At 53.7% G+C, this 19,870-nt stretch carries 18 protein-coding genes; 5 read left to right on the top strand and 13 right to left on the bottom strand.

Annotated features, from left to right (window positions below; translation table 11 throughout):
- Window positions 1-24 precede the first annotated feature (24 nt).
- A complete protein-coding gene (locus tag BM258_RS07800) occupies window positions 25-273 on the bottom strand; it encodes a hypothetical protein (RefSeq protein WP_090070845.1) in 249 nt (82 codons plus the stop codon).
- 275 nt (window positions 274-548) lie between these two features.
- Here BM258_RS07800 and BM258_RS07795 point away from each other — a divergent pair, with 275 nt between their 5' ends.
- Both BM258_RS07795 and BM258_RS07790 read left to right on the top strand, forming a co-directional pair.
- Window positions 549-1,154 (top strand): hypothetical protein, encoded by a 606-nt coding sequence (locus tag BM258_RS07795; RefSeq protein ID WP_090070844.1) that lies wholly within the window; start codon window positions 549-551, stop codon window positions 1,152-1,154.
- A gap of 9 nt (window positions 1,155-1,163) precedes the next feature.
- Window positions 1,164-2,819, top strand: a complete 1,656-nt coding sequence (locus tag BM258_RS07790) for a methyl-accepting chemotaxis protein (RefSeq protein WP_090070842.1) — start codon at window positions 1,164-1,166, stop codon at window positions 2,817-2,819.
- Between the two features lie 156 nt (window positions 2,820-2,975).
- Here BM258_RS07790 and BM258_RS07785 read toward each other — a convergent pair whose 3' ends face one another.
- The 4 genes from BM258_RS07785 to groES all read right to left on the bottom strand — a co-directional run bounded on the left by BM258_RS07785 (window position 2,976) and on the right by groES (window position 6,650).
- Complete coding sequence (locus BM258_RS07785) at window positions 2,976-3,224, bottom strand: EF-hand domain-containing protein (RefSeq protein WP_090070840.1); 249 nt, start codon at window positions 3,222-3,224, stop codon at window positions 2,976-2,978.
- 462 nt (window positions 3,225-3,686) lie between these two features.
- Window positions 3,687-4,286 carry a DUF1349 domain-containing protein gene (locus BM258_RS07780; RefSeq protein WP_090070838.1) on the bottom strand — a complete coding sequence of 200 codons (600 nt, stop codon included), beginning with the start codon at window positions 4,284-4,286 and terminating at the stop codon, window positions 3,687-3,689.
- A gap of 359 nt (window positions 4,287-4,645) precedes the next feature.
- The gene (gene groL / locus BM258_RS07775; protein WP_090070836.1) at window positions 4,646-6,298 is read right to left on the bottom strand and encodes a chaperonin GroEL; all 1,653 of its coding nucleotides are present in this window, start codon (window positions 6,296-6,298) and stop codon (window positions 4,646-4,648) included.
- Window positions 6,299-6,362: 64 nt separating this feature from the next.
- Window positions 6,363-6,650: a co-chaperone GroES gene (groES, locus tag BM258_RS07770; protein ID WP_090070834.1), complete on the bottom strand. Its 288-nt coding sequence runs from the start codon at window positions 6,648-6,650 to the stop codon at window positions 6,363-6,365.
- A 613-nt stretch (window positions 6,651-7,263) separates the two neighbouring features.
- Between groES and BM258_RS07765 the strand changes: the two genes are divergently transcribed.
- Entirely contained in the window at window positions 7,264-9,291 is a 2,028-nt protein-coding gene (locus tag BM258_RS07765; protein WP_090070831.1) for a methyl-accepting chemotaxis protein, read from the top strand.
- 26 nt (window positions 9,292-9,317) lie between these two features.
- Here BM258_RS07765 and BM258_RS07760 read toward each other — a convergent pair whose 3' ends face one another.
- The 5 genes from BM258_RS07760 to BM258_RS07740 all read right to left on the bottom strand — a co-directional run bounded on the left by BM258_RS07760 (window position 9,318) and on the right by BM258_RS07740 (window position 14,865).
- Entirely contained in the window at window positions 9,318-9,896 is a 579-nt protein-coding gene (locus BM258_RS07760) for an AAA family ATPase (RefSeq protein ID WP_090070829.1), read from the bottom strand.
- Window positions 9,897-10,022: 126 nt separating this feature from the next.
- Window positions 10,023-11,420: a SulP family inorganic anion transporter gene (locus BM258_RS07755; protein WP_090070828.1), complete on the bottom strand. Its 1,398-nt coding sequence runs from the start codon at window positions 11,418-11,420 to the stop codon at window positions 10,023-10,025.
- A gap of 264 nt (window positions 11,421-11,684) precedes the next feature.
- The gene (locus BM258_RS07750; protein WP_090070826.1) at window positions 11,685-12,203 is read right to left on the bottom strand and encodes a GNAT family N-acetyltransferase; all 519 of its coding nucleotides are present in this window, start codon (window positions 12,201-12,203) and stop codon (window positions 11,685-11,687) included.
- Between the two features lie 269 nt (window positions 12,204-12,472).
- Complete coding sequence (locus BM258_RS07745) at window positions 12,473-14,101, bottom strand: ATP-binding protein (protein ID WP_090070824.1); 1,629 nt, start codon at window positions 14,099-14,101, stop codon at window positions 12,473-12,475.
- The gene (locus BM258_RS07740) at window positions 14,098-14,865 is read right to left on the bottom strand and encodes a response regulator (protein WP_090070822.1); all 768 of its coding nucleotides are present in this window, start codon (window positions 14,863-14,865) and stop codon (window positions 14,098-14,100) included. Before BM258_RS07740 ends, BM258_RS07745 begins: the two co-directional genes overlap by 4 nt.
- 419 nt (window positions 14,866-15,284) lie before the next feature.
- Here BM258_RS07740 and BM258_RS07735 point away from each other — a divergent pair, with 419 nt between their 5' ends.
- Together BM258_RS07735 and BM258_RS07730 are read left to right on the top strand one after the other, a co-directional pair.
- Entirely contained in the window at window positions 15,285-16,058 is a 774-nt protein-coding gene (locus tag BM258_RS07735) for an EF-hand domain-containing protein (protein WP_175527979.1), read from the top strand.
- A gap of 452 nt (window positions 16,059-16,510) precedes the next feature.
- On the top strand, window positions 16,511-17,152 hold the full coding sequence (locus BM258_RS07730) for an EF-hand domain-containing protein (protein WP_090070818.1): 642 nt from the start codon (window positions 16,511-16,513) through the stop codon (window positions 17,150-17,152).
- Window positions 17,153-17,288: 136 nt separating this feature from the next.
- Here BM258_RS07730 and BM258_RS07725 read toward each other — a convergent pair whose 3' ends face one another.
- The 3 genes from BM258_RS07725 to BM258_RS07715 all read right to left on the bottom strand — a co-directional run bounded on the left by BM258_RS07725 (window position 17,289) and on the right by BM258_RS07715 (window position 19,855).
- Window positions 17,289-17,780 carry a GNAT family N-acetyltransferase gene (locus tag BM258_RS07725; RefSeq protein ID WP_090070816.1) on the bottom strand — a complete coding sequence of 164 codons (492 nt, stop codon included), beginning with the start codon at window positions 17,778-17,780 and terminating at the stop codon, window positions 17,289-17,291.
- 107 nt (window positions 17,781-17,887) lie between these two features.
- Window positions 17,888-18,154, bottom strand: coding sequence for a hypothetical protein (locus BM258_RS07720; protein ID WP_090070814.1), 267 nt, complete (start codon window positions 18,152-18,154; stop codon window positions 17,888-17,890).
- A gap of 198 nt (window positions 18,155-18,352) precedes the next feature.
- A complete protein-coding gene (locus BM258_RS07715; protein ID WP_090070813.1) occupies window positions 18,353-19,855 on the bottom strand; it encodes a sigma-54-dependent Fis family transcriptional regulator in 1,503 nt (500 codons plus the stop codon).
- Window positions 19,856-19,870: the final 15 nt, after the last annotated feature.

The following is a 19,870-nucleotide window of genomic DNA, read 5'->3' as shown; positions in this document are numbered from 1 at the left end:
TTATACGGACTTAACCAATTGAGATCAAACGTGAATCGCGGATAAATCAGGGTGCTGGTTAACAATTCTGGCCTGTTTGGAGAAACAGATGGAGACTTTGGTAGGCATCATGGTCTGTGCGCTTCGGCTCTGTTCATGCATCTGTCTTGAGGTAGATGAATAAATTGCAAGCTTGCTGCTGCCAACCAGTGGATGAACTGTTAAGGAAACGGTTAAATCAAACTTTTGCAAAAGCGGCATGGGCAGCCGCTGAAGCATGAAAAAGGCGCCCATGCCGGCTTCGTGCTACACAGATTTTGCTAGAAAATTAAGTTGCTTAGGAAAATAGCACAGTGCTGTGGTTGAGTAAAACATACAACAATTCAGGTGCATAAGATTGATTGTATAACGTAGGGTTTCATGAATACATAAATTTTTAAGTAGTATCTTTTTATTTCATAAATTTAAAATTTTAGATTGTTCAAAAAATAAGTAAATTCCGCATTGTTAAAAGAACCTGTTAAGTAATTTCCCGCAGAATTTAATGAAAATTCTAACGAGGAAACGTCATGAAAAAGATTCTTGGCGCTTTTGGCGCAATCTTGCTGGCTCTGGGTACACAGACTGTGGCCGCTCCGGCACCGGACCTTAAACAGATGGATGTTGAGGCGCTTCAGCAGCAGATCGATGCTTGGCTGAATAAAGAAATCGTTGCCATGAGCGTCAAAGCTCACAACGAGAAATATGGTAACATGAGTGATCAAGACATCATCACGCTGGACAACCAGTGGCGGGCTGAGGCCGAGGCTGATGACAAACCTCTCATCGCCGCTACGCTGTCCAGTCCGCTGTCTGTTTATCTGTCTCGCATGCAGGGGCAGTCGGTGGGGCTGTTTGTCGAGATCTTCGTGATGGACAACAAGGGCCTCAATGTGGGGCAGTCTTCTATCACGTCCGACTTCTGGCAGGGCGATGAAGCCAAATTCCAGAAAACCTACGATGTGGGGCCGAAGGCTGTTTTTGTCGACGATCCGGAGTGGGATGACAATTTCAATATCTGGCGCGCTCAGATCAACAAGAGCCTGACCGATCCGGCAACCGGCCAACTGATCGGCGCGGCGACCATCGAAGTGAATCTGACCGAATGGTCCCGTCGTCAGCTTGCTGCGAACTAGGAGGCTAACATGCTGAACAACTTTTCTCTGACTTTCAAAAGCCTGTTGTTTTTCGGCCTTCTTGCGATGGTCGGTGTGGCCGTTGGGCTGGTCAGCTACATCAAGTCTGATTCCGCAAGACAAGCGGTCGCTGAGCGCTCCGTCATGGAAAGCCAGGTATCATCCATGGAAGGGCTCAAGCTGGACATCCAGAATCAGGCTATCGCGCTCAAATCTTTTTTGCTGACAGGCGATCTTGACTGGTCCGATACCGTCAAGAAAGACTATTCTGAAATCTCCGGCCATTTTGATGAAATGGCGGCAGGCCAGCAGATTGCTGATGTCAAGAAGGAATGGTTGAGCTGGTATAACAGTTTTGCTGGCAAGCAATTGACCATGATGCGGAATCCCATGACAGTGGAACTGGCACGCGCCATTGAGGTCTCCGGCCAGAGCAACGAGCAGCTCAAGGCCGTGATGGCTCAGATCGATACGCATATTTCTGGTCTGCAGTCACAAATGGATCAGTTGACCGCAGAGCAGAATGCGGAGTTGAGGAGCGTTACCAGTGCGGCCTTGATCGGTCTGGTGGTAATGATTCTCGCCGCCATCGGTCTGGCCATTCTCAACAATGCTATTATTTCACGCCCACTGAAAAAGATGGTCAATGTGACCGGTGCATTGGCGGATGGTGACCTTAGTGTGGATATTGACAACAGTCGCGGCGATGAGATCGGCAAGATGTATCAGGCTCTGTCTGTGTTCCAGGTGAATCTCAAGCGGTCCAAAGAGCTTGAATTGGATGCTGAGGAACAGCGCAAGCAGGCTGAGGTCAAACGCAAGGAAGAAATGCGCAGACTGGCTGATGAGTTCGACAATGTCGTCGGCTCCATCGTGGCCAAACAGGCCGAGTTGTGCGGGCAGATGGAACAGAACTCTTCCCATCTGGCCAATAAAGCCGGGCAGACCGTGGAGCGCTCTGTTGCTGTGTCCGCGTCCACCCAGCAGGCCAACGCCAATGTACAGGCTGTTGCAAGCGCGACCGAAGAACTGTCTGCATCCATTCAGGAAATCTCCGGTCAGGTGACCAGTGCAGCACGGTTGGCCAATGAAGCCAATCATGAGGTTGAGCTGACCAGCCAGTCCGTTGCCGATTTACAGCGGGTTCTGCAGGAAGTGGGCTCTGTCACCCGCCTCATCAATGACATCGCAGAGCAGACCAATCTGCTGGCTCTGAATGCGACCATTGAGGCTGCTCGTGCAGGCGAGGCTGGTAAGGGCTTTGCGGTGGTGGCTGCCGAGGTGAAGGATCTGGCCAACCAGACCGCCAAGGCAACCGAAGAAATCGACCGTCAGCTGACCAACATGGAAAATGCTGCCAACAGCTCGATCAGCGCAACGGAAACCGTCGCCAACAAGGTGCTTGAAATCACCGAGCAGACGACGGCCATGGCCGCTGCAACCGATCAGCAGTCGGCCGCGACTTCAGAGATCGCCCAGAATGTGAATGAAGCGGCAACCGGCACCAACCATGTCAGCCAAGACATCGAAACAGTCTCCGGCATCGCTCAGGAAACCGGTGATCTGGCAACCTCGGTGCAGAATATGATTGCAGACATGAACAACCAGACCCGTGAGCTGCAGGACAAAGCCGACAAATTCATCAAGCATGTGCTTGCTGCCTGATAAGGCAAAGGGCCAAAAGGTTGATTGATGAAAAGCCAAAAGCAAGGGCCGGTTTTTACCGGCCCTTTTCGCGTCTGGTAACGCGTTCGTCGGCAGCCCCATTGCCGGTGTGTCGTTGGGCAAGGGGACAGGGGCTGCCGACGTTATGGAGTTTGGTTACTCCATTTCGGGGATAAGATGGCTTTCATAGGCTGCAATGAGTTCTTCCTGAGAAAGCACGCCATCGGTGTCTGTGTCGGCTGCGGTGAAAACCTGCTCGACATTTTCAAGTGATGGATAGGCTGCAGAAAATTCTTCCAGAGTGACCACACCATCACTGTTGGCATCCAGTATCATGATATCCTGCGCCATTGCCGGAGCACTCAGAGCCACGATGGTTCCAGTCAAAATCAATAGTTTCTTCATTTGGTTTCTCCTTGTATATATTTGTTTTATCGTCATTAATTCGCGTTGCGTTGGCAGCGCACAGCCATTTGAGCTGGCGACTGGGGCAAAATCCGAGCGATTGTGAGGTGAGATTGTGCACGCCTCAATACGTGTCTAAATTACAACAGTAGGGTACGTGTAAATGCGTATCTTAGACATTTGGTGAGGTAAGGCCCATGAGGAAAAAGATTAACTTTTGGTAAGAAAAGCCGCGCATTGAAACGCTACCGTTATCATGATTCAAAACAAGAAATGCGTCCATCCGGGCAGTGAATATCTTGACCTACAATCAGGGAAAAAGATTGGGAACCGAAGCGAAAAAGCGCAAATGATGGCTGATCTGTGGCGGGCTACGCGAAATCGCCACAGTTGGAACAGGTCTATAAAGAGAGTTGCCGGGCCAAAAGCACTGATGAGAAGAGGAAGGGACGGCGCTAGAGGCTATCGGTCATGAAGAGGATCGTCGGGGGCGTCAGTAATTGAAAAGTGGCTGAAGCTGCACTGGAAGCCCTTGAGTTCGGAAATATCTCTAAGGGGAGAACAGGCCATCGGGCCGATCAGAACCTCCTCTGGTGCCTCGAAATTGGCAAGGCGCATCAGGCGCCAACTGCCTGATCTGTCCTTGTAGTGGGTGTAGATGATATTTCCCTTGCGCACAAGTCGCACAGCCTGCGGGCCGGACAGGGTCGGGCAGGGAACCGCAGACCAATCGGACGAGCCCTGTGTGACAACGGTCGTATAATTTGTGGCGCGATCAAAATATTCGACGCCGCATTTGACCCAGTGTGTCCTGTCAACGCGCAGCATCAGTCCAACCTGATCATAAAGCACGTCATACTGGCCGGTGAATTCGGCAATTGCTGCAAAGTCACCTTGGCAAGGCACTGCAAAGAAATGCCCGCTATCGGGATGAGAGCCATGGTCCGTTTCTCGCCAGAAATCGGATTTTGGCTCCGCCACCAAAGAGAGGGCGTGAGGATGGTAGGTCCAGCGAGTTGGCTCATTATGCCAGCTTGCTGACGAAAGGAATGAGAGAGGCATGGCAGGACCCTTTATGTCGGTTCAAGGGCCATAAGAATAGCAAATCGCGGCAGGTACGAACAGGCAAGCGGCGACAATCAATAGTCGAAGAATTTTTGGAATAGTAAAAGAATAAAATTTTCAGATAGATAGAGACAGTGCGCTAAAATGTCTGGGGCGCGGATTGGCTGTCAAGAAAAATATAATTTCGGGCTGCAGAGCCATTTTTCTGATGATCTGCCATCGCCATTGCTATGCCCCAGTGCGGTCCTGAGAACAGACGCGAGCAAGCATGGAGCAAGTTTGGCAGGCAAAGAAAAAGGCCGGTTAGAAGACCGGCCTTTCCCTAAGAACTAAGCAGAGTGCCTAGAGCTTCATGATTACATCATGCCGCCCATGCCACCCATGCCGCCCATACCGCCCATATCAGGCATTGCTGGAGCAGCGCCTTCCTTGGTTGGTGCGTCAGCAACCATGGCTTCGGTGGTGATCATCAGACCAGCGATGGATGCTGCGTCCTGCAGAGCAGTGCGAACAACCTTAGTCGGGTCGATGATGCCAGCTTCGATCATGTTGACATAAGCTTCTGTCTGAGCGTCGAACCCGAGGGAGTCATCGCCTTCCAGAACCTTATTGACAACGATAGAGCCTTCAACACCGGCGTTTGCAGAGATCTGGCGGATTGGAGCCTGCAGGGCATGCAGAACAATCTTGATACCAGCTTCAATGTCCGGATTGTCGGAAGTCAGTTTTTCGACAGATTTGGATGCGCGCAGAAGTGCGGTGCCGCCACCTGGAACAATACCGGCTTCAACAGCAGCGCGGGTTGCGTTCAGGGCATCGTCAACGCGGTCTTTGCGTTCTTTCACTTCAACTTCGGTTGCACCGCCAACGCGGATAACAGCAACACCGCCAGCCAGTTTAGCAAGACGCTCCTGCAGTTTCTCACGGTCATAGTCAGAAGAAGTTTCTTCGATCTGAGCTTTGATCTGAGCAACGCGGGCTTCGATGCCTTCTTTGGCGCCAGCACCATCAACGATGGTGGTGTTTTCTTTGGTGATGTTGACTTTCTTAGCGGTGCCCAGCATGTCGAGGGTAACGCTTTCGAGTTTGATGCCAACGTCTTCAGAAATAACGGTACCACCGGTCAGGATAGCGATGTCTTCGAGCATTGCCTTACGACGGTCGCCGAAGCCAGGAGCCTTGACAGCAGCAATTTTCAGGCCGCCACGCAGTTTGTTGACCACGAGGGTAGCAAGAGCTTCGCCTTCGATGTCTTCTGCGATGATGAGCAGCGGACGGGAAGACTGAACAACGCTTTCAAGGATAGGAAGCATTGGCTGCAGGTTGGAGAGTTTTTTCTCGTGCAGCAGGATGAACGGGTCTTCCAGATCAGCAACCATTTTCTCGGTGTTGGTTACGAAGTATGGTGACAGGTAACCACGGTCGAACTGCATGCCTTCAACGACTTCCAGTTCGGTTTCCAGAGATTTGGCTTCCTCAACGGTGATGACGCCTTCGTTGCCAACTTTCTGCATGGCTTCGGAAATCATTTTGCCGATTTCAGCTTCGCCGTTTGCAGAGATGGTGCCAACCTGAGCAACTTCTTCAGAGGAGCTGATGGTTTTGGAAGAAGCTTCCAGAGCTTTGTGCGCTTCAGCAACAGCCATGTCGATGCCGCGTTTCAGGTCCATCGGGTTCATGCCAGCAGCAACGAACTTGTGACCTTCGCGCACAACAGCCTGTGCCAGAACGGTAGCAGTGGTCGTACCGTCGCCAGCGATGTCGTTGGTTTTGGAAGCGACTTCACGCACCATCTGTGCGCCCATATTTTCGAACTTATCTTCCAGTTCGATTTCCTTGGCAACGGAAACACCATCTTTGGTGATGCGCGGTGCGCCGAAGGATTTTTCGATAACAACGTTACGGCCTTTAGGACCGAGAGTAACTTTAACAGCGTTTGCGAGAATATCTACGCCACGCAGCATTTTTTCGCGTGCTTCAGCACCGAACTTGACTTCTTTAGCAGCCATTTTAGCTTTTCCTGAAATCTAGATTACTTGTAATAAGAGGCGGTTCGACTAAGGATTCCGGCGATTAGCCCAGAATGCCCAGAATGTCGGACTCTTTCATGATCAGCAGGTCTTCACCGTCGATTTTGACTTCGGTGCCGGACCATTTGCCAAACAGAACGCGGTCGCCTGCTTTGCATTCGCAAGGAACAAGCGTGCCGTTGCTGTTATAGGCGCCTGCGCCAACTGCAACTACTTCGCCTTCGGATGGCTTTTCTTTAGCGGTATCAGGAATGATGATACCACCAGCGGTTTTCTCTTCGGATTCAACGCGACGAACTACGACGCGGTCATTCAGAGGACGGAATTTCATTGTCTGAACTTTCCCTAAGCTGTTTTGCAGCCTCCCGGACCCATTTACGGGCATTGCATGCCCCTAAATTGCTAGCGGCATCCGAGCAGTCTGCTCCTCGATTAACAAGTGCATTAGCACTCTCTTATGGGGAGTGCTAACAGCGTCTTTCATTTAGGGGCAGTGGGATCAGAAGTCAATGAACCGATCAAAAAAAATGTGATCGATTTGGTTGCAATGTAAAATGAGGCAACCGTATAGGCCCATGCTCTTTGCTGCATGGAGGGGCACTTATAGCCGTTCTCGGCTTGTCTGTTAAGGGGGGTGAGAAAACAAACCGATAACCACTCTCTCTATATATTTCGGACTCTTTAAAGGTATTCAGAAAAAATAAATATGATAAAATCTGGATTTCGGGATCTTAGTTTCAATTGAAACTGTATTTTGGAAGAATAGGTTTCAATTTAAATTGGACGATTTTGTATATATACGTATTTTGGGAGATTTTTACTGATAAGTTATATGGTTTAGTCCTTTTTTAATGTGAAAACGTGAGATTGACGAGCAGAAAAAGGCGTGAAAACTGCCTTCTAAATTTGTGAGTATTATCTGGTCTCTCTCAGACGGTCATATTATGTTGAGTAAACTCTTTTCCTTTCTGACCATACGCCAGCGGATCGCCGCGCTTGTGGTCCTCATGCTTATGGGCTTCATCGGCATGCTCGTGGTCAACGGTCAAATCACTGCGATGTTGAATGAAGCACGAAAAATGGAGCAGACAACCCAGCAAAGAGCTCGCCTGTTTCAAGACCTGCAGGCTGTCAGCCTCAAGGCTGCCAAATTGTCGGAAGAATTTCTGCTGGAGCGGGACAAGATCAAAGCCGATGCGACAACAGGCCTGTTTGCGTCTGCTTTGGCCGCTCCCGCTGACGAAGAGATTTTAGGGGCTTTTAGCCGTAGTTATCATGACAGCCTCGATCAACTGACCAATGCAGCGCATATTTTCTCCGATATCAAAAAACTAAGAGAAGAGGTCGGATTAGGCGAGGAGGACGGCTTGCGCGGCAAGCTTAATGCCGCTGTCAGGCGCGCGGGCGAGAAGCTCTCTTCCTTTGCCAAGAAATACAAATTGGGCCCGGCTGCCGGAGCAGTTGAAGCCCGTATGCTCCAGCTGCGCCACCATGAAAAAGACTATATGCTCTTTGGCGATCCGGGGATTATTGAAAAGTTTGACGCCTCTTATGATGACCTGATCAAATCGATGAAGCCGGCCGGCTTCAAGATTGTCGGACGCATGGAGATGAAGGGGTTTCTGAAAGTCTATCGGCAGGATTTTGCCGATTGGGTGGCTGGCAAGAAGGCGCTTGATGAAAAGGTTCAGCTGTTCCGTCAGACGATCAGCAATCTGGTAGCCGATGTTGAAAGCCAGTCTCAGGATGCCTTCGAACTGGGGGCAGCCCAGATGGCCAAGGCTCTGGCACAGAAGGAAGCCGCAGAGAGAAGCTTTTATGGCATCACGATTGGCATCGTTCTATTGACCATAGTATTCTCGCTTTTGATCGCTCGCTCGATCACAGGGCCGCTCTCCCGCCTCGCCGATGTGATGGACCGCATTCGGGTGAATGACCTCTCGGTCGAGTTGCCTGAAATCCGCTCGCGGGATGCCTTGGGGCGCTTGTCCGTTGCGGCACGCAACTTCCTTGAGTCCGTTATCCAGAGCAAGCGCCTTAAAGACAATGCGAGGCTTGATCGCCAGAAGGAACTGGATCGGCAAGCCGCCCTTGAGCAAATGCTTCAGAGCTTCCGGCTTGAAACAGATCAGGTAATGCTGCGTGTCTCCTCTCAGGCGCGGGAGGTCATCAAGCGGACGGACAGTCTCAACGAGATTTCTCACAATGCACAGGGTTCCTCAGAGCTGGCCCGCTCCTCGACCGCATCGAGCGTCTCCCATGCATCCGCTGTCAGCGAAAAGGCACAGGAGCTGCAAACAGCGGCCAGTGACATTATTGAGCAGACGGAAAAGGCCCATCGGGTTGTCGGTGAGGCCGAGGCTGTCTCCAATTCAGCCAACGGTACCATGGACAAGCTCAACAAGGCCACCGGCCAGATCGGCGATATCGTGGAAATGATCGGCAAGATCGCCGCGCAAACCAATCTTCTCGCTCTCAATGCCACCATCGAGGCGGCCAGAGCCGGAGAGGCGGGCAAGGGCTTTGCGGTCGTGGCCGAGGAGGTCAAGGAGCTGTCCTCCCAAACAGCCAAGGCGACAGAAACGATTGCAGCCCAGATTACAGATGTGCAGCAGGCCGCCTCTGAAACCGGAACCCTGATTCACACCATTTCCGACATGATTGCAGGCGTCAATGAAGTAACGAGAGCCATCGCTGAGGCCGTGGATGTGCAAAAGCAGGCGACCACGCATATGGACGGCGACATCACGATTGCGCTCAAGGAGAGCCGTGGTGCCAGTGACAAGGTTGCCAATGTGGCGGAAACCATCGCGCAGTCGAGCCGCGAGGCAGAAGCCTTCAAATCGGTTTCAACCCAGCTGGAGGATGTCATTGCCAATATGGAAGGCTCCGTGCATGACTTTCTGGATGCCGTCGAGCAGGATCTGGACGCGCGCCGCACAGAAATGAAAGCCGAGCTTGAAGCCGCTTAGGCTCTCGGGATGTGAAGTTTCTGCGTTCAGGAGTTACCAAGGCAGCCGCGAACCAGATGGGCGAGCACCGCATTGAGGCGTTCGTCCAGTGTACCGCTTACCGTGATATGATCAAACTCCTTGAGCTCGGCCTTAAAACGATTGAAGAAATGTGGCCTGTGATCAGGTGCGTCTCGCTGCCCGTCATCCACCCATGGCCAGTCCAGATCACACAAGATATAGAGACGGGGTCGGTAGGGCGTCGTCTTCAGGCGCCGCTTGTGCCGCTCCGACCATTGCTCCCATTGCGCCCAGAGGGGAGTGTTCATCTCATCTGCATAATAGTGTGCACTATAAACCAGAGAAGAGATCAGGTCTGTATCGCAAATCAGCACCTTGTTTTGTGAAGAGGCTGCTTCAGCGCCGCGCTCCTCATTCACCCATTGGCCTTGCGCCACGGGAATGGCATCTTCAAGGGTCAGACTGCCTTGCTCTTCGAAATAGTCACGCAAATATTCAGGAACCAATATGCCGTCCAGATGCTCAGCGAGCGCTTGGGCGAGGGAAGACTTGCCGGTGCTTTCCGGGCCAGTCAGGATGAGACGGGGCAAACGGGAAAAAGGCATGGTTTTGGTGCTTCCATTAAGAGCCAACACGCTTGTTTTGTCTCAAAGCACACAGAATTTGTCAATGCCGCCCTATGTCACCGACTGGCATCAGTTGAAGGTGACTGCCTTCCCGGGGGAGCCGGGTTAGGCAGAGGCTGGATCGGTCTTTTTGCCCGAAGGAGCCGCCTTCACGCCCTGAACGATTTCCTCGACCTCATGGGCGACGGCTTCCATCTCATGAGCAATGGCTTCGGCTTCCTCTTCCGAGGCCGTCCAGGAACGATCCGGTGTGGTCCAGTCGCTGGTTGCGGTACGACGTTCCCACCAACGCATGGCAAGGCCAAGGCTCACGCCAACCCCGATGGCAACCGTCAGGTCCACCAGAACCGTCAGAACGAGGGTCAGGACAAGAAGGAACAGATCGCTGCGCTGTCCCGCAGCATAGCTTTTCCATTTGTGTGGCTCGCTCATGTTCCATGCGGTCATCATCAGAAGAGCCGCCAGAGCTGGCATCGCCAGATTGCCCGCAAGCGGGGCGGCGATCAGCATGACAAGCAGAATCACGATAGCATGCACGATACCGGCAACAGGCGTCTGACCACCGGCCTTGACGTTGGTTGCCGTGCGGGCAATGGCGCCCGTAGCAGGCAAGCCCATGAAGAGCGAAGAGGCGATGTTGGCAAAGCCCTGTGCGGTCAACTCCGCGTTGGGGCGGTGATTGCCATCAATCATCCGGTCAGCCACCATGGCCGAAAGAAGTGACTCAACACCAGCCAGAAAGGCGATGATGAGAGCCGAAGGGAACAATTCAACGATGCGTGCCCAGCCAAGATCGGGCAGCGACGGAACCGGCAGGCTTTGTGGCAGTGCCCCGAAGCGCGAATAGAGGGTTTCGACCGGCAGATGAAAAGCCACGATCATCAGCGAGCCAAGCGCCACAGCGACAATGAGGCCGGGAAAGCGCGGGAAGGCCTTGCGCAACCCTATGATAAGGACCAGCGTTACCATGGCCACACCAAAGGCGGGCAGGTTGAAGCTATCGCGGGCATGCCACAGGGCTGGGACCTTTTCGAGAAAATCAGCCGGAACAGATGCCAGCTGCAACCCCATGAAATCCTTGAGCTGGCTGGACGCAATGATGATGCCGATCCCGATGGTGAAACCATTAACCACCGCTTCGGGAATAAACGCAATCAACCGGCCAACGCGGAAATAGCCCGCCAGAACCAGAATGATGCCCGCCATGAAGGTCGCCAGCACAAGCCCGTCATAGCCATGCGTTGCAATCACATTGAAAACCACCACGATGAAGGCACCGGTCGGACCGCCGATCTGTACGCGGCTGCCGCCGAGCAGCGAAATGAAAAAGCCGCCAATAATTGCCGTGACCAATCCCTTGGCCGGATCCGCTCCCGATGCGATTGCAATCGCAAGGCTGAGTGGCATCGCTACCATCGCAACAGTGATCCCGGCTAAGCAGTCGGAGAAAAATTGGTCGCGGTTATAGGTTTTACAGGTCGTAAGGATCTTTGGCTGGCGCATAGCATTTAGCTGACTGGTACGGAGGTGGCGGATCTTGCTGTCCGTTGGGGGAAGTCTTTTGACTATTGTCTAACAGGCTTTGTTTCAAGCCTGAATAGATCACAGCTTCTATGCATAAATAATGTGACTAGTAGTCGTCAATCTGCACAATCGTATATGTGCATGTTGGAGTCATTTTATCGGAGAGGCTCAAAAGGGGATAAACTGGCGCTTAATGGCCTCTATCCATGAAGCCTGTGAGGCTTCATGGTCGATGCATGACCGTCAGGCTATCTGACGATCATGTTCGAATTCGAGATCCATATTGTGATCGCTCAGTGAGATAGCCTTGCGGAAATGAACACGCAAAAGCTGGTCACGCCCATGAGACGGCAGAGCACGGTGGGTTTCGGCAAAGCCGCGACGCGCATAAAAGCTTCTCAGTTCGTCCATCACTTCCGGCGTATGCAGCCGCAAGTGAGATAGCTCACGGGATTCAGTCAGCACTTCCAGCTCGGTCAGTATCCGCTTGCCGAGCCCTTCATTCTGACAATCAGGATGAACGGCCAGATAGTCGACATAAAGTCCGTTGCGGGCTTCATGCAGAGCGGCAGCAGCAAGCACAGTGCCTTGCTCTTCCAGAACATATAGATTGCCGCATTGGTAAAAGTCGCGCAGGTTGGAAAAGGCATTTGCTGGCTGGCCAACGCCCATGCGTTCACCGATTGGAGCCATGGATTTGATAAAGAGTGCGCGGATTTCAGAAAGTTGGCTCGATTTGGCCAACGCAAAATAGAGTGACATAATTTTTCCTGTTCTTGCTCCGGCGGGTCAACCCTTTCAGACATGGCGCTTTATCTCTGCGCGTGAATGAAACGGGAGCCGGACATTTGTCTAGGTCGTCTGTTTCGTCGAATGATATGCCTCCAATATAGTGACGAGAAGATGACAGACCGAAGAAACTACGGATTTTTTCGTAATAATTGCGACTAAAGTATTAGTAATATGGATGGTGCAGACCGTGGCGCGACACGTTTGCCGCATTTCCCGGGGCGGTATGACGGTCGAAACGTCTATTTGCGCGGCAGGGTAATGGAGGCTTCAAGGCCGCCTTCCTTGCGGTTCTTAAGGGTCACATCGCCCCCATGGCTGCGAATGATCGTGCGCGTAATGGAAAGGCCCAGACCGACACCTCCGGTTTCCAGATTGCGCGACCCTTCCACCCGGAAGAAGGGTGCAAACACCTCTTCAAGCTTTTCGGCCGGAATACCGGGGCCATCATCGCAGACCTTGATCTCGATATGGCGTGGGGTGGCTTCCAGTTTGAGAGAGGCATTGCCTGCATAGCGCAAGGCGTTTTCGGTAAGGTTGCGCAAGGCACGCTTGAGGCTCACCTGTCGACAGGAGAAGGTCAAATTGTCTGGCCCTTCGAACGCGACATTCTTGCCAAGCTCCTGATAGTCCTCGGCCATAGAAGACATGAGGGCGGCCAGATTGACGTCCCGCGTTTCCTCTTTGCTGGCATCCTCGCGCGCAAAGGCAAGGACGGCGTCGGTCATTGCCTGCATTTCTTCAAGGGTTTCCTGAAGCTTCTCTCGCATCTCATCATCATCAATGAATTCAGTCCTCAGACGCAAGGTCGTGATTGGCGTACGCAAGTCATGGCTGACAGCTGCGAGCATGCGGGTGCGATCCTGCACAAAGCGTAAAAGCCGTTCCTGCATGGCGTTGAAGGCGCTGATCGTGCCTTGAATTTCGGTCGGCCCGTTTTCTTTCAACGGGGCAATCGCCTCCCCACGCCCCAGCTTGCGCGAGGCGCTCTCCAATTCCCGCAAAGGGGCGGTGAGTTTGCGCACGATGAGAACGACCACTGCGATGATCAACAACGCGGTGACCAGAAGAGAAATCAGGAACGGGCGACCCCACTTTGCGGGAGGGGCGGGCACTTCGGATTTCGCTATCAGCCATTTGCCACTATCCAGAGGCACGGCTATTTTCATATCCTGTGCCAGGATCGGGTCGCGAAACCGCCGCCATGGCGGAGTGCGATCATCCCAATTGCGCCGATGGCGAAAGAGCCTGTTCTTGTCGTCCGGTGGTCCTTGTCCGGTCATCATGCCCTGACCATCCATCATCCTCTGGCCATTCATCATGCCTCTGTCCGGGCGAGGGGGATCTGTCGCAGGTGCATCGTCCGCCGTGGTGCGCTCTCTGGCTGCCATGAGAAAAGGATCCGCAGGAAGCTTGCTAAAGCGCACCGTATTGTCTGCGAGGCCGGCCCGGCGTTCCAACCGATGGGCAAGCCCGGCTTCGGCGCTGCCCTCGGCAGGCAAAGCCAGCTCGGTTGTGTCTGCCAGATCAAACCGGATGCCCTGACCCTCTGCGGCATTGAGAAACCGGTCATGCAAAGCCATGTCAGTCTGGTTGAGTACGCGCACAACAGACGCCGTACGGTCCAGAATCTGGCCGCGTGTTGCTGAGAGCGTGATATTCTTGCGCTCGAAGGCGAACATCATTATCGAGATGATCTGCGCCAGAACGAGAGCAATCATCAAGGCTGCAATCAATTGACCAGCCAGCGAGCGCGGCCATAGGCGAAAGCCCGCTCTGAGAGACCTTCCGGCTTTGGTGAAAGCGGCCCCAAAAGACTTTTTGCTCTGCTCTGACTTCTGCGATGCGTCCGGTCCTGATGATCGGGTCAAGAAGCGTCCTCCTCATCGGCATGGTCGAAGGGGGCATCCTCCACCTTGCCTGTCACCCTTGCGGTGAAAACATAGCCACCGCCTCGCACGGTTTTGATCATTTTCGGGGTCTTGGGATCTTCCTCGATCTTCTTGCGCAGGCGTGACACCTGATTGTCGATAGACCGGTCGAATATCTGTGCCGTGCGGCCCGATGTAAGATCGAGCAATTGGTCGCGAGAGAGCACCATGGTCGGGCGCTTGAGGAAGGTAATCAGCAGACGGTAGTCTGCTGCACTCAGCGGAACGGTGACGCCATCGGGGCTGACCAGCTCGCGCTGATGCACATAGAGTGTCCAGTCGTCAAAGGTCAGCTCTTCGGGTTCATCCGGCTTCTGCGCCTCGCGCGGCATGGATTGGCTGCGCCGCAATACAGACTTGATGCGTGCCAGCAGCTCGCGCGGATTGAAAGGCTTGGTCAAGTAATCGTCTGCCCCGATCTCAAGGCCGATAATCCGGTCTGTTTCTTCACCAAGGGCAGTGAGCAAGATAACCGGGATATTCTCATTCTCGCGCACATAGCGACAGAGCGTCAGACCATCTTCGCCGGGCATCATCACATCCAGCACGATAAGATCGATCGCTGCCGTCTTGAGGATCTGACGCATCTTGGCGCCACCATCAGCATCGCTCACCCGGAAGCCATTCTTTGAGAGATATTTTGACAACAGCTCGCGAATGTCCCGATGATCATCCACCACCAGAATATGGGCTGATTGTTCCATGTGCGTATCTCCGTTGCCTCTTGGCGTCTTGCCCGCAGCGGGCCTTGAAGTGAGCAGGCCCTTCTCTTGCGATATATCGGTGTGGCGCCATCCTATAACAATAATCAGATATCACGAAATTTGTTGCTGTCCAGAAAAATATACGTGTTTTTTCAAGCACTAACAAAGGAAATTGTAACCAACTGTATCAACCGGCAAGTGCGATACAATGGGCGACACTCTGCCATTTTTTGGCGATGGCTTTAAGCAGAAAGACACCTATCTTGAAGTCATCGAGAGCGCGAAACCAAACCACAAGCGACACCGCCTCTCGACCCCAAACCGGCCCTGCGCACTCTACAGGGCTAGACAGAACTGTAGGATGAACAAGGCTCTGCGGCCAATGAGGAATTGGCTTTATGAGACGAGAGGATAACAAGATGAACAGCTTTACAAAAATTGCTTTGACTGTAGCCCTGATCGGTGGCGTATCTGCAACGGCTCTGAGCGTCAACAGCGCATCGGCCAAGGGATGGAACAATGGGCGCGGCATGGGGCCGGAACAGGCCCAGTCATTCCACGGACCGCGCGGCATGCTGGATCTGAAGGCCATTGATGCCGATCAGGACGGGTCCATCACCAAAGATGAACTCTCTGCCGCCATGGGCAAGAAAATCAGCGACAATGACACCAATAGCGATGAAGCCGTGTCTCTGGAAGAATTCAAAGCAGAATGGATGGCCATGACCAAGAACCGTATGGTGCGGACCTTCCAGTTCTTTGATCGCGATGGCGATGGCAAGGTAACCCTTGAAGAATTCTCCGATCCGGCAGAGGCGCGTTTTGATCGCATGGACGTCAATAACGACGGCAAGGTGGACTCGGCTGATCGCCAGGCCATGCGTGGCAAGGGCATGCGCGGCAAGGGGCACGGCCCCGACTTTGGCAAACGTGGTTTTGGTCATCATGGCCGCGATATGAAAGGTCCGCGTGGCGGCCAGTTCCAACAGGGACAGTTTGGGCCACAGGGTGGACCTCGGGGCGGCATGATGGGCGGCCCGCGTGGTGGCCAGTTCCAGCAGGGTCAGTTCCAGCAGGCTCCGGCCCCACAGATGGCTCCGACAGCCGCGCCTCAGGCTCCAGATGTCCAGCCAGCACAGGACAGCGCATCAACTCTAGCACCCGCGCTGCCTCCTGTAGCCATGGCCAAGTAACGGATCGGCATAGAAATATATAACCAGCCAACAAAAGGACCGGCAGCACGAGCCTGCCGGTCTTATAAAGAGATGCCTCCAATTTATCCCCGTTGTCCGGCATGTTTCATGCCCATGGCTGCGGGGTTTTCTTATGGTGTTGCAGCATTTCAGGCTGCACCGTCAGCGGGCTTTTTTGCCGGAAACCGACAGCTTGAAGTGGATAAGATGAGATAATTGTAACGCTCTGTATCACGGCAAATAGCCGATACATAAGGCGACAAATCTTCCAGTTCCCTCCCTAAAAAGGCGCTATTCTTAGACCAAGTTAATCACATCGGACGGGCTGGTAAGGCGCCAGCGGCTCCGAAAGAAAATGGGTCGATCCCCTGCTGCAAGGTGCACTCGGGATCTGGTGTTTGGAAATGAAGGCCAATGAGGAATTGGCCCATATCGGGTAGAGGAATAGCAAGATGAAAAACGCAACGAAAATCGCACTCGCAGTTGCACTGGTCGCAGGACTGTCTGCAACATCGATGGCTGTTCACACTGCTTCCGCCGGTGGCTGGGGCTATGGCTGGAACAACAATCAGCAGAACGGCAACTGGATGGGTCGTGGTGGCGGCATGATGCGCGGCGGCTATAACAGAGGCCCTCGCGGTGGCATGATGCGGGGCGGCATGATGGGCGGAGGCTTCATGGGTGGAGCCATGATGCTCCAGCAGTTCGACGCCAACAATGACGGCGCCCTGACCAAGGAAGAAATCGACACCGGCTTTGACAAGAAAGTCGCCGAGAATGACAAGGATGGCGATAACGCCATCAATCTGGAAGAATTCAAGGCCGAATGGCTCAAACTGACCCAGAACCGCATGGCCCGTGGCTTCCAGTTCATGGATAGCGATGCCGATGGCAAGATCACGCCTGCTGAACTGAAGGCCCATGCCGACCAGATGTTTGCCTTCATGGACAGCAACAATGACGGTAAGATCGATCAGAATGATGGTCCACGACGTGGCATGGGCTATGGTCGCGGCGGTGGCCCACGTTTCATGCAGGCTCCAGCTGCAGCGCCCGCTGCACCGGCTCCGGCGGATAGCGACAGCGCCCAATAAGAGCCGGTCTGATCTTCTCTGATCTTCATAGCATACGCATCAAACGATGCTGCCTGCTGCCCCTCGGGGCAGCGGGTTTTTTATTGACGGATTTGCTGGAAAGGAGCACCCCTGAGTGCTCTTGCGAGAGACTGCTTCAGCCTGCGTCTTTGGCATCAAGGCGATAGCCAAATTCCCAGCTGTCGGACACATCCCCCAGAAACCGCTCGACTGGCACCTTTTGAAAGCCGATCTTTTCATAGAAGGCATGACCTTCCAGAAAGCGCGTATCACTCCATAGCCGAATGGCCTTGCCTTCGCGCTTGTCCACCAGATCTGTCGCCAGATTGAACATGGACCATGCGAGCCCCTGTCCGCGCGCTTCCTTGGCGACATAGACCTTGTGCAGCTCGAATAGGCCGGGGGTGAGGGATTCGGCCACTGCGAGCGAGCCGACAATCACGCCATCTTGCTCGGCTACCCAGATCTGACCACCCATGGCAGCATAATAGCTGGAAGGATGCTCTAGCTCGGGATATTCCTCATCGACGAAATGACAATTCTCATAATCGGCAAACACCGAAGCGATCAGCTTGCCAATCGCTGGGCCATCTTCATCGGTCGCAGAGCGGATCAGGGCATAACTCATGGCTGTGTCTCTCTCGGTCTTGAGGTTTTATACCTACTCGCTTATGGGGAATAGAAGGCCTTGAAAAGCCTTCCCTTGCAGGCGGCATACGTTGCCAGAGAACGCGGTTAGCGGTAGATGGCAATGCCAATGCCGTTGCGGCGGGCCTGATCGACGATCTCGGCAATTGCCGGATCTGCGATATCCCCCTGCGGGCGCAAAACACGCGACACAGTAATGAAATTATAGCCAGCCTTGATCAGTACCTGCTTTGCGGTTTCTCTGGCAAAACCAGCATGTTCGCTCTCAATCGCCACAATGAAGTTGCGGCGCTGCGGTTGCGTTTGCGGCGGCTTGGGGGCTTCACTTGCCCGACCCTGAACACAGAAGATCATGCGCTTGTCTCTTTCAATCCCAACAGCCTCGACTCTTAATGGCGTAGACGCTCCATGTCGAGATATTATCAATAATTATGTCATAGAAGACGGGGATGACCGATATAACGCGCCCAAAATTGCCCGAAGCTGTTCAGAAACGCCTTTGACAGCGCTTTGAGCAATTCATGGGATCAGGGCTTGAGTTGGAGGTGTGAATCAGGCGGTTTCTTTCTGGGCCCAACTCATGCGTTTGCGGTAAATCGTGGACGGGCTGATCTCCAGAGCGGCGGCTGCACGGGAAATGTTGCCATCAAAATAGCTAAGAGCACCTTCGATGATCTGTTTTTCCTGCTGCCAGAAAGGCTGGATGGATTCGGACATGGCCTTGCCCATCTGGCGCAGATCGCTGATGGCCTGATTAAGGTCATGCTCGAAACTCTCGTCACTGCGCAGAAGATCAGGCAGATGATCCGGCTCGACCACGGCTCCGTCATACATCACCGTGAGGCGTCGGATGGTGTTCTGCAATTGGCGCACATTGCCTGGCCAGCGATAGGCTGTGAGCATATATTCGGCTTCGGTGCTGAAGATATGAAAGCCCTTGCCCTCTTCGCGGGCATATTGCTGCAGGAAGCTCTTGGCCAGTGGCACGATGTCGCCCGTCCGGTCGCGCAGAGGCGGCAGATGGATCGGCAAAACATGCATGCGATAGAACAGATCTTCGCGGAATCGACCCGCCCGCACTTCTTCCAGAGGATCGCGGTTGGTTGCCGCAACAAAGCGGATATTGAGGGAAATCTCCTCGTTGCCGCCCACTCGGCGTAGAGTGCCGGTCTGGATGAGGCGCAGAAGCTTGGCCTGAAGGTCAAGCGGCATTTCGCCGATTTCATCAAGGAACAAGGTGCCCCCGTCAGCCAGTTCTGCTGCGCCCTTGCGGTCGTCATTGGCGCCGGTAAAGGCCCCGCGCATGTGGCCGAAGACTTCCGATTCCATCAGATCCGCCGGAATGGCACTGCAATTGATGGCAATAAACGGGCCGGAATTGCGCGAAGAGCGTGCATGAAGTGCCTGAGCACAGACTTCCTTGCCGGTTCCCGATTCTCCGGTGATGAACACCGGAGCCTTGGAACCTGCAATGCGCATGATCTGGTCATAGACCCCTTGCATGGCAGAGGATGTGCCGATAAAGCCCTCGAAATCACGCATGATCTCGGCGTCTATTGCACGATCAAATGTCTCTGTTCCATTGCTGGCGTTTGTCCCTGCATGACCTTTGGGGGCCGATTTGTGGGACGAAACGAGAATATCTCCGTGCGGGGCAGGGCGGTGATGGGCGATCATCTCGCTCATCCGGCTGCTGAGCACGTCGGCGGAAACAGGGCGCGCGATGAAATCATGTGCTCCTGCCTGCATGGACGCCACCGCGCGAGAGACGGAGCCATTTTCGCTGAGCGCCAGAAGCAACATGTTGGGGTGGCGGCTTGCCAGACGTGACAGGACCTTAAGCTCTTCTTCGTCCTCAAAGGTGATGAGGGCGCAGGCCGGCTCCATGAGGAAGCTGGACGGGGCTTTGTCGTCGAACATCTGGATATCGCACGGCTGCTTGAGTTTCTCCTCGAGCAGGTCCGCCAGCTGATCATTGATCATGCGGCGAAATGCGGGATCAGAACTAACGACTGCAATGCGGACAGAATTAAGATCCGCAGGTCCTGATGACATGGTTGGGCACCCCTG

The sequence above is a fragment of the Cohaesibacter marisflavi genome (assembly GCF_900115225.1).
Lineage (GTDB): Bacteria > Pseudomonadota > Alphaproteobacteria > Rhizobiales > Cohaesibacteraceae > Cohaesibacter > Cohaesibacter marisflavi.
Note: the sequence above shows the minus strand (reverse complement) of the source record. Positions and strands in the feature narration are given on the sequence as shown.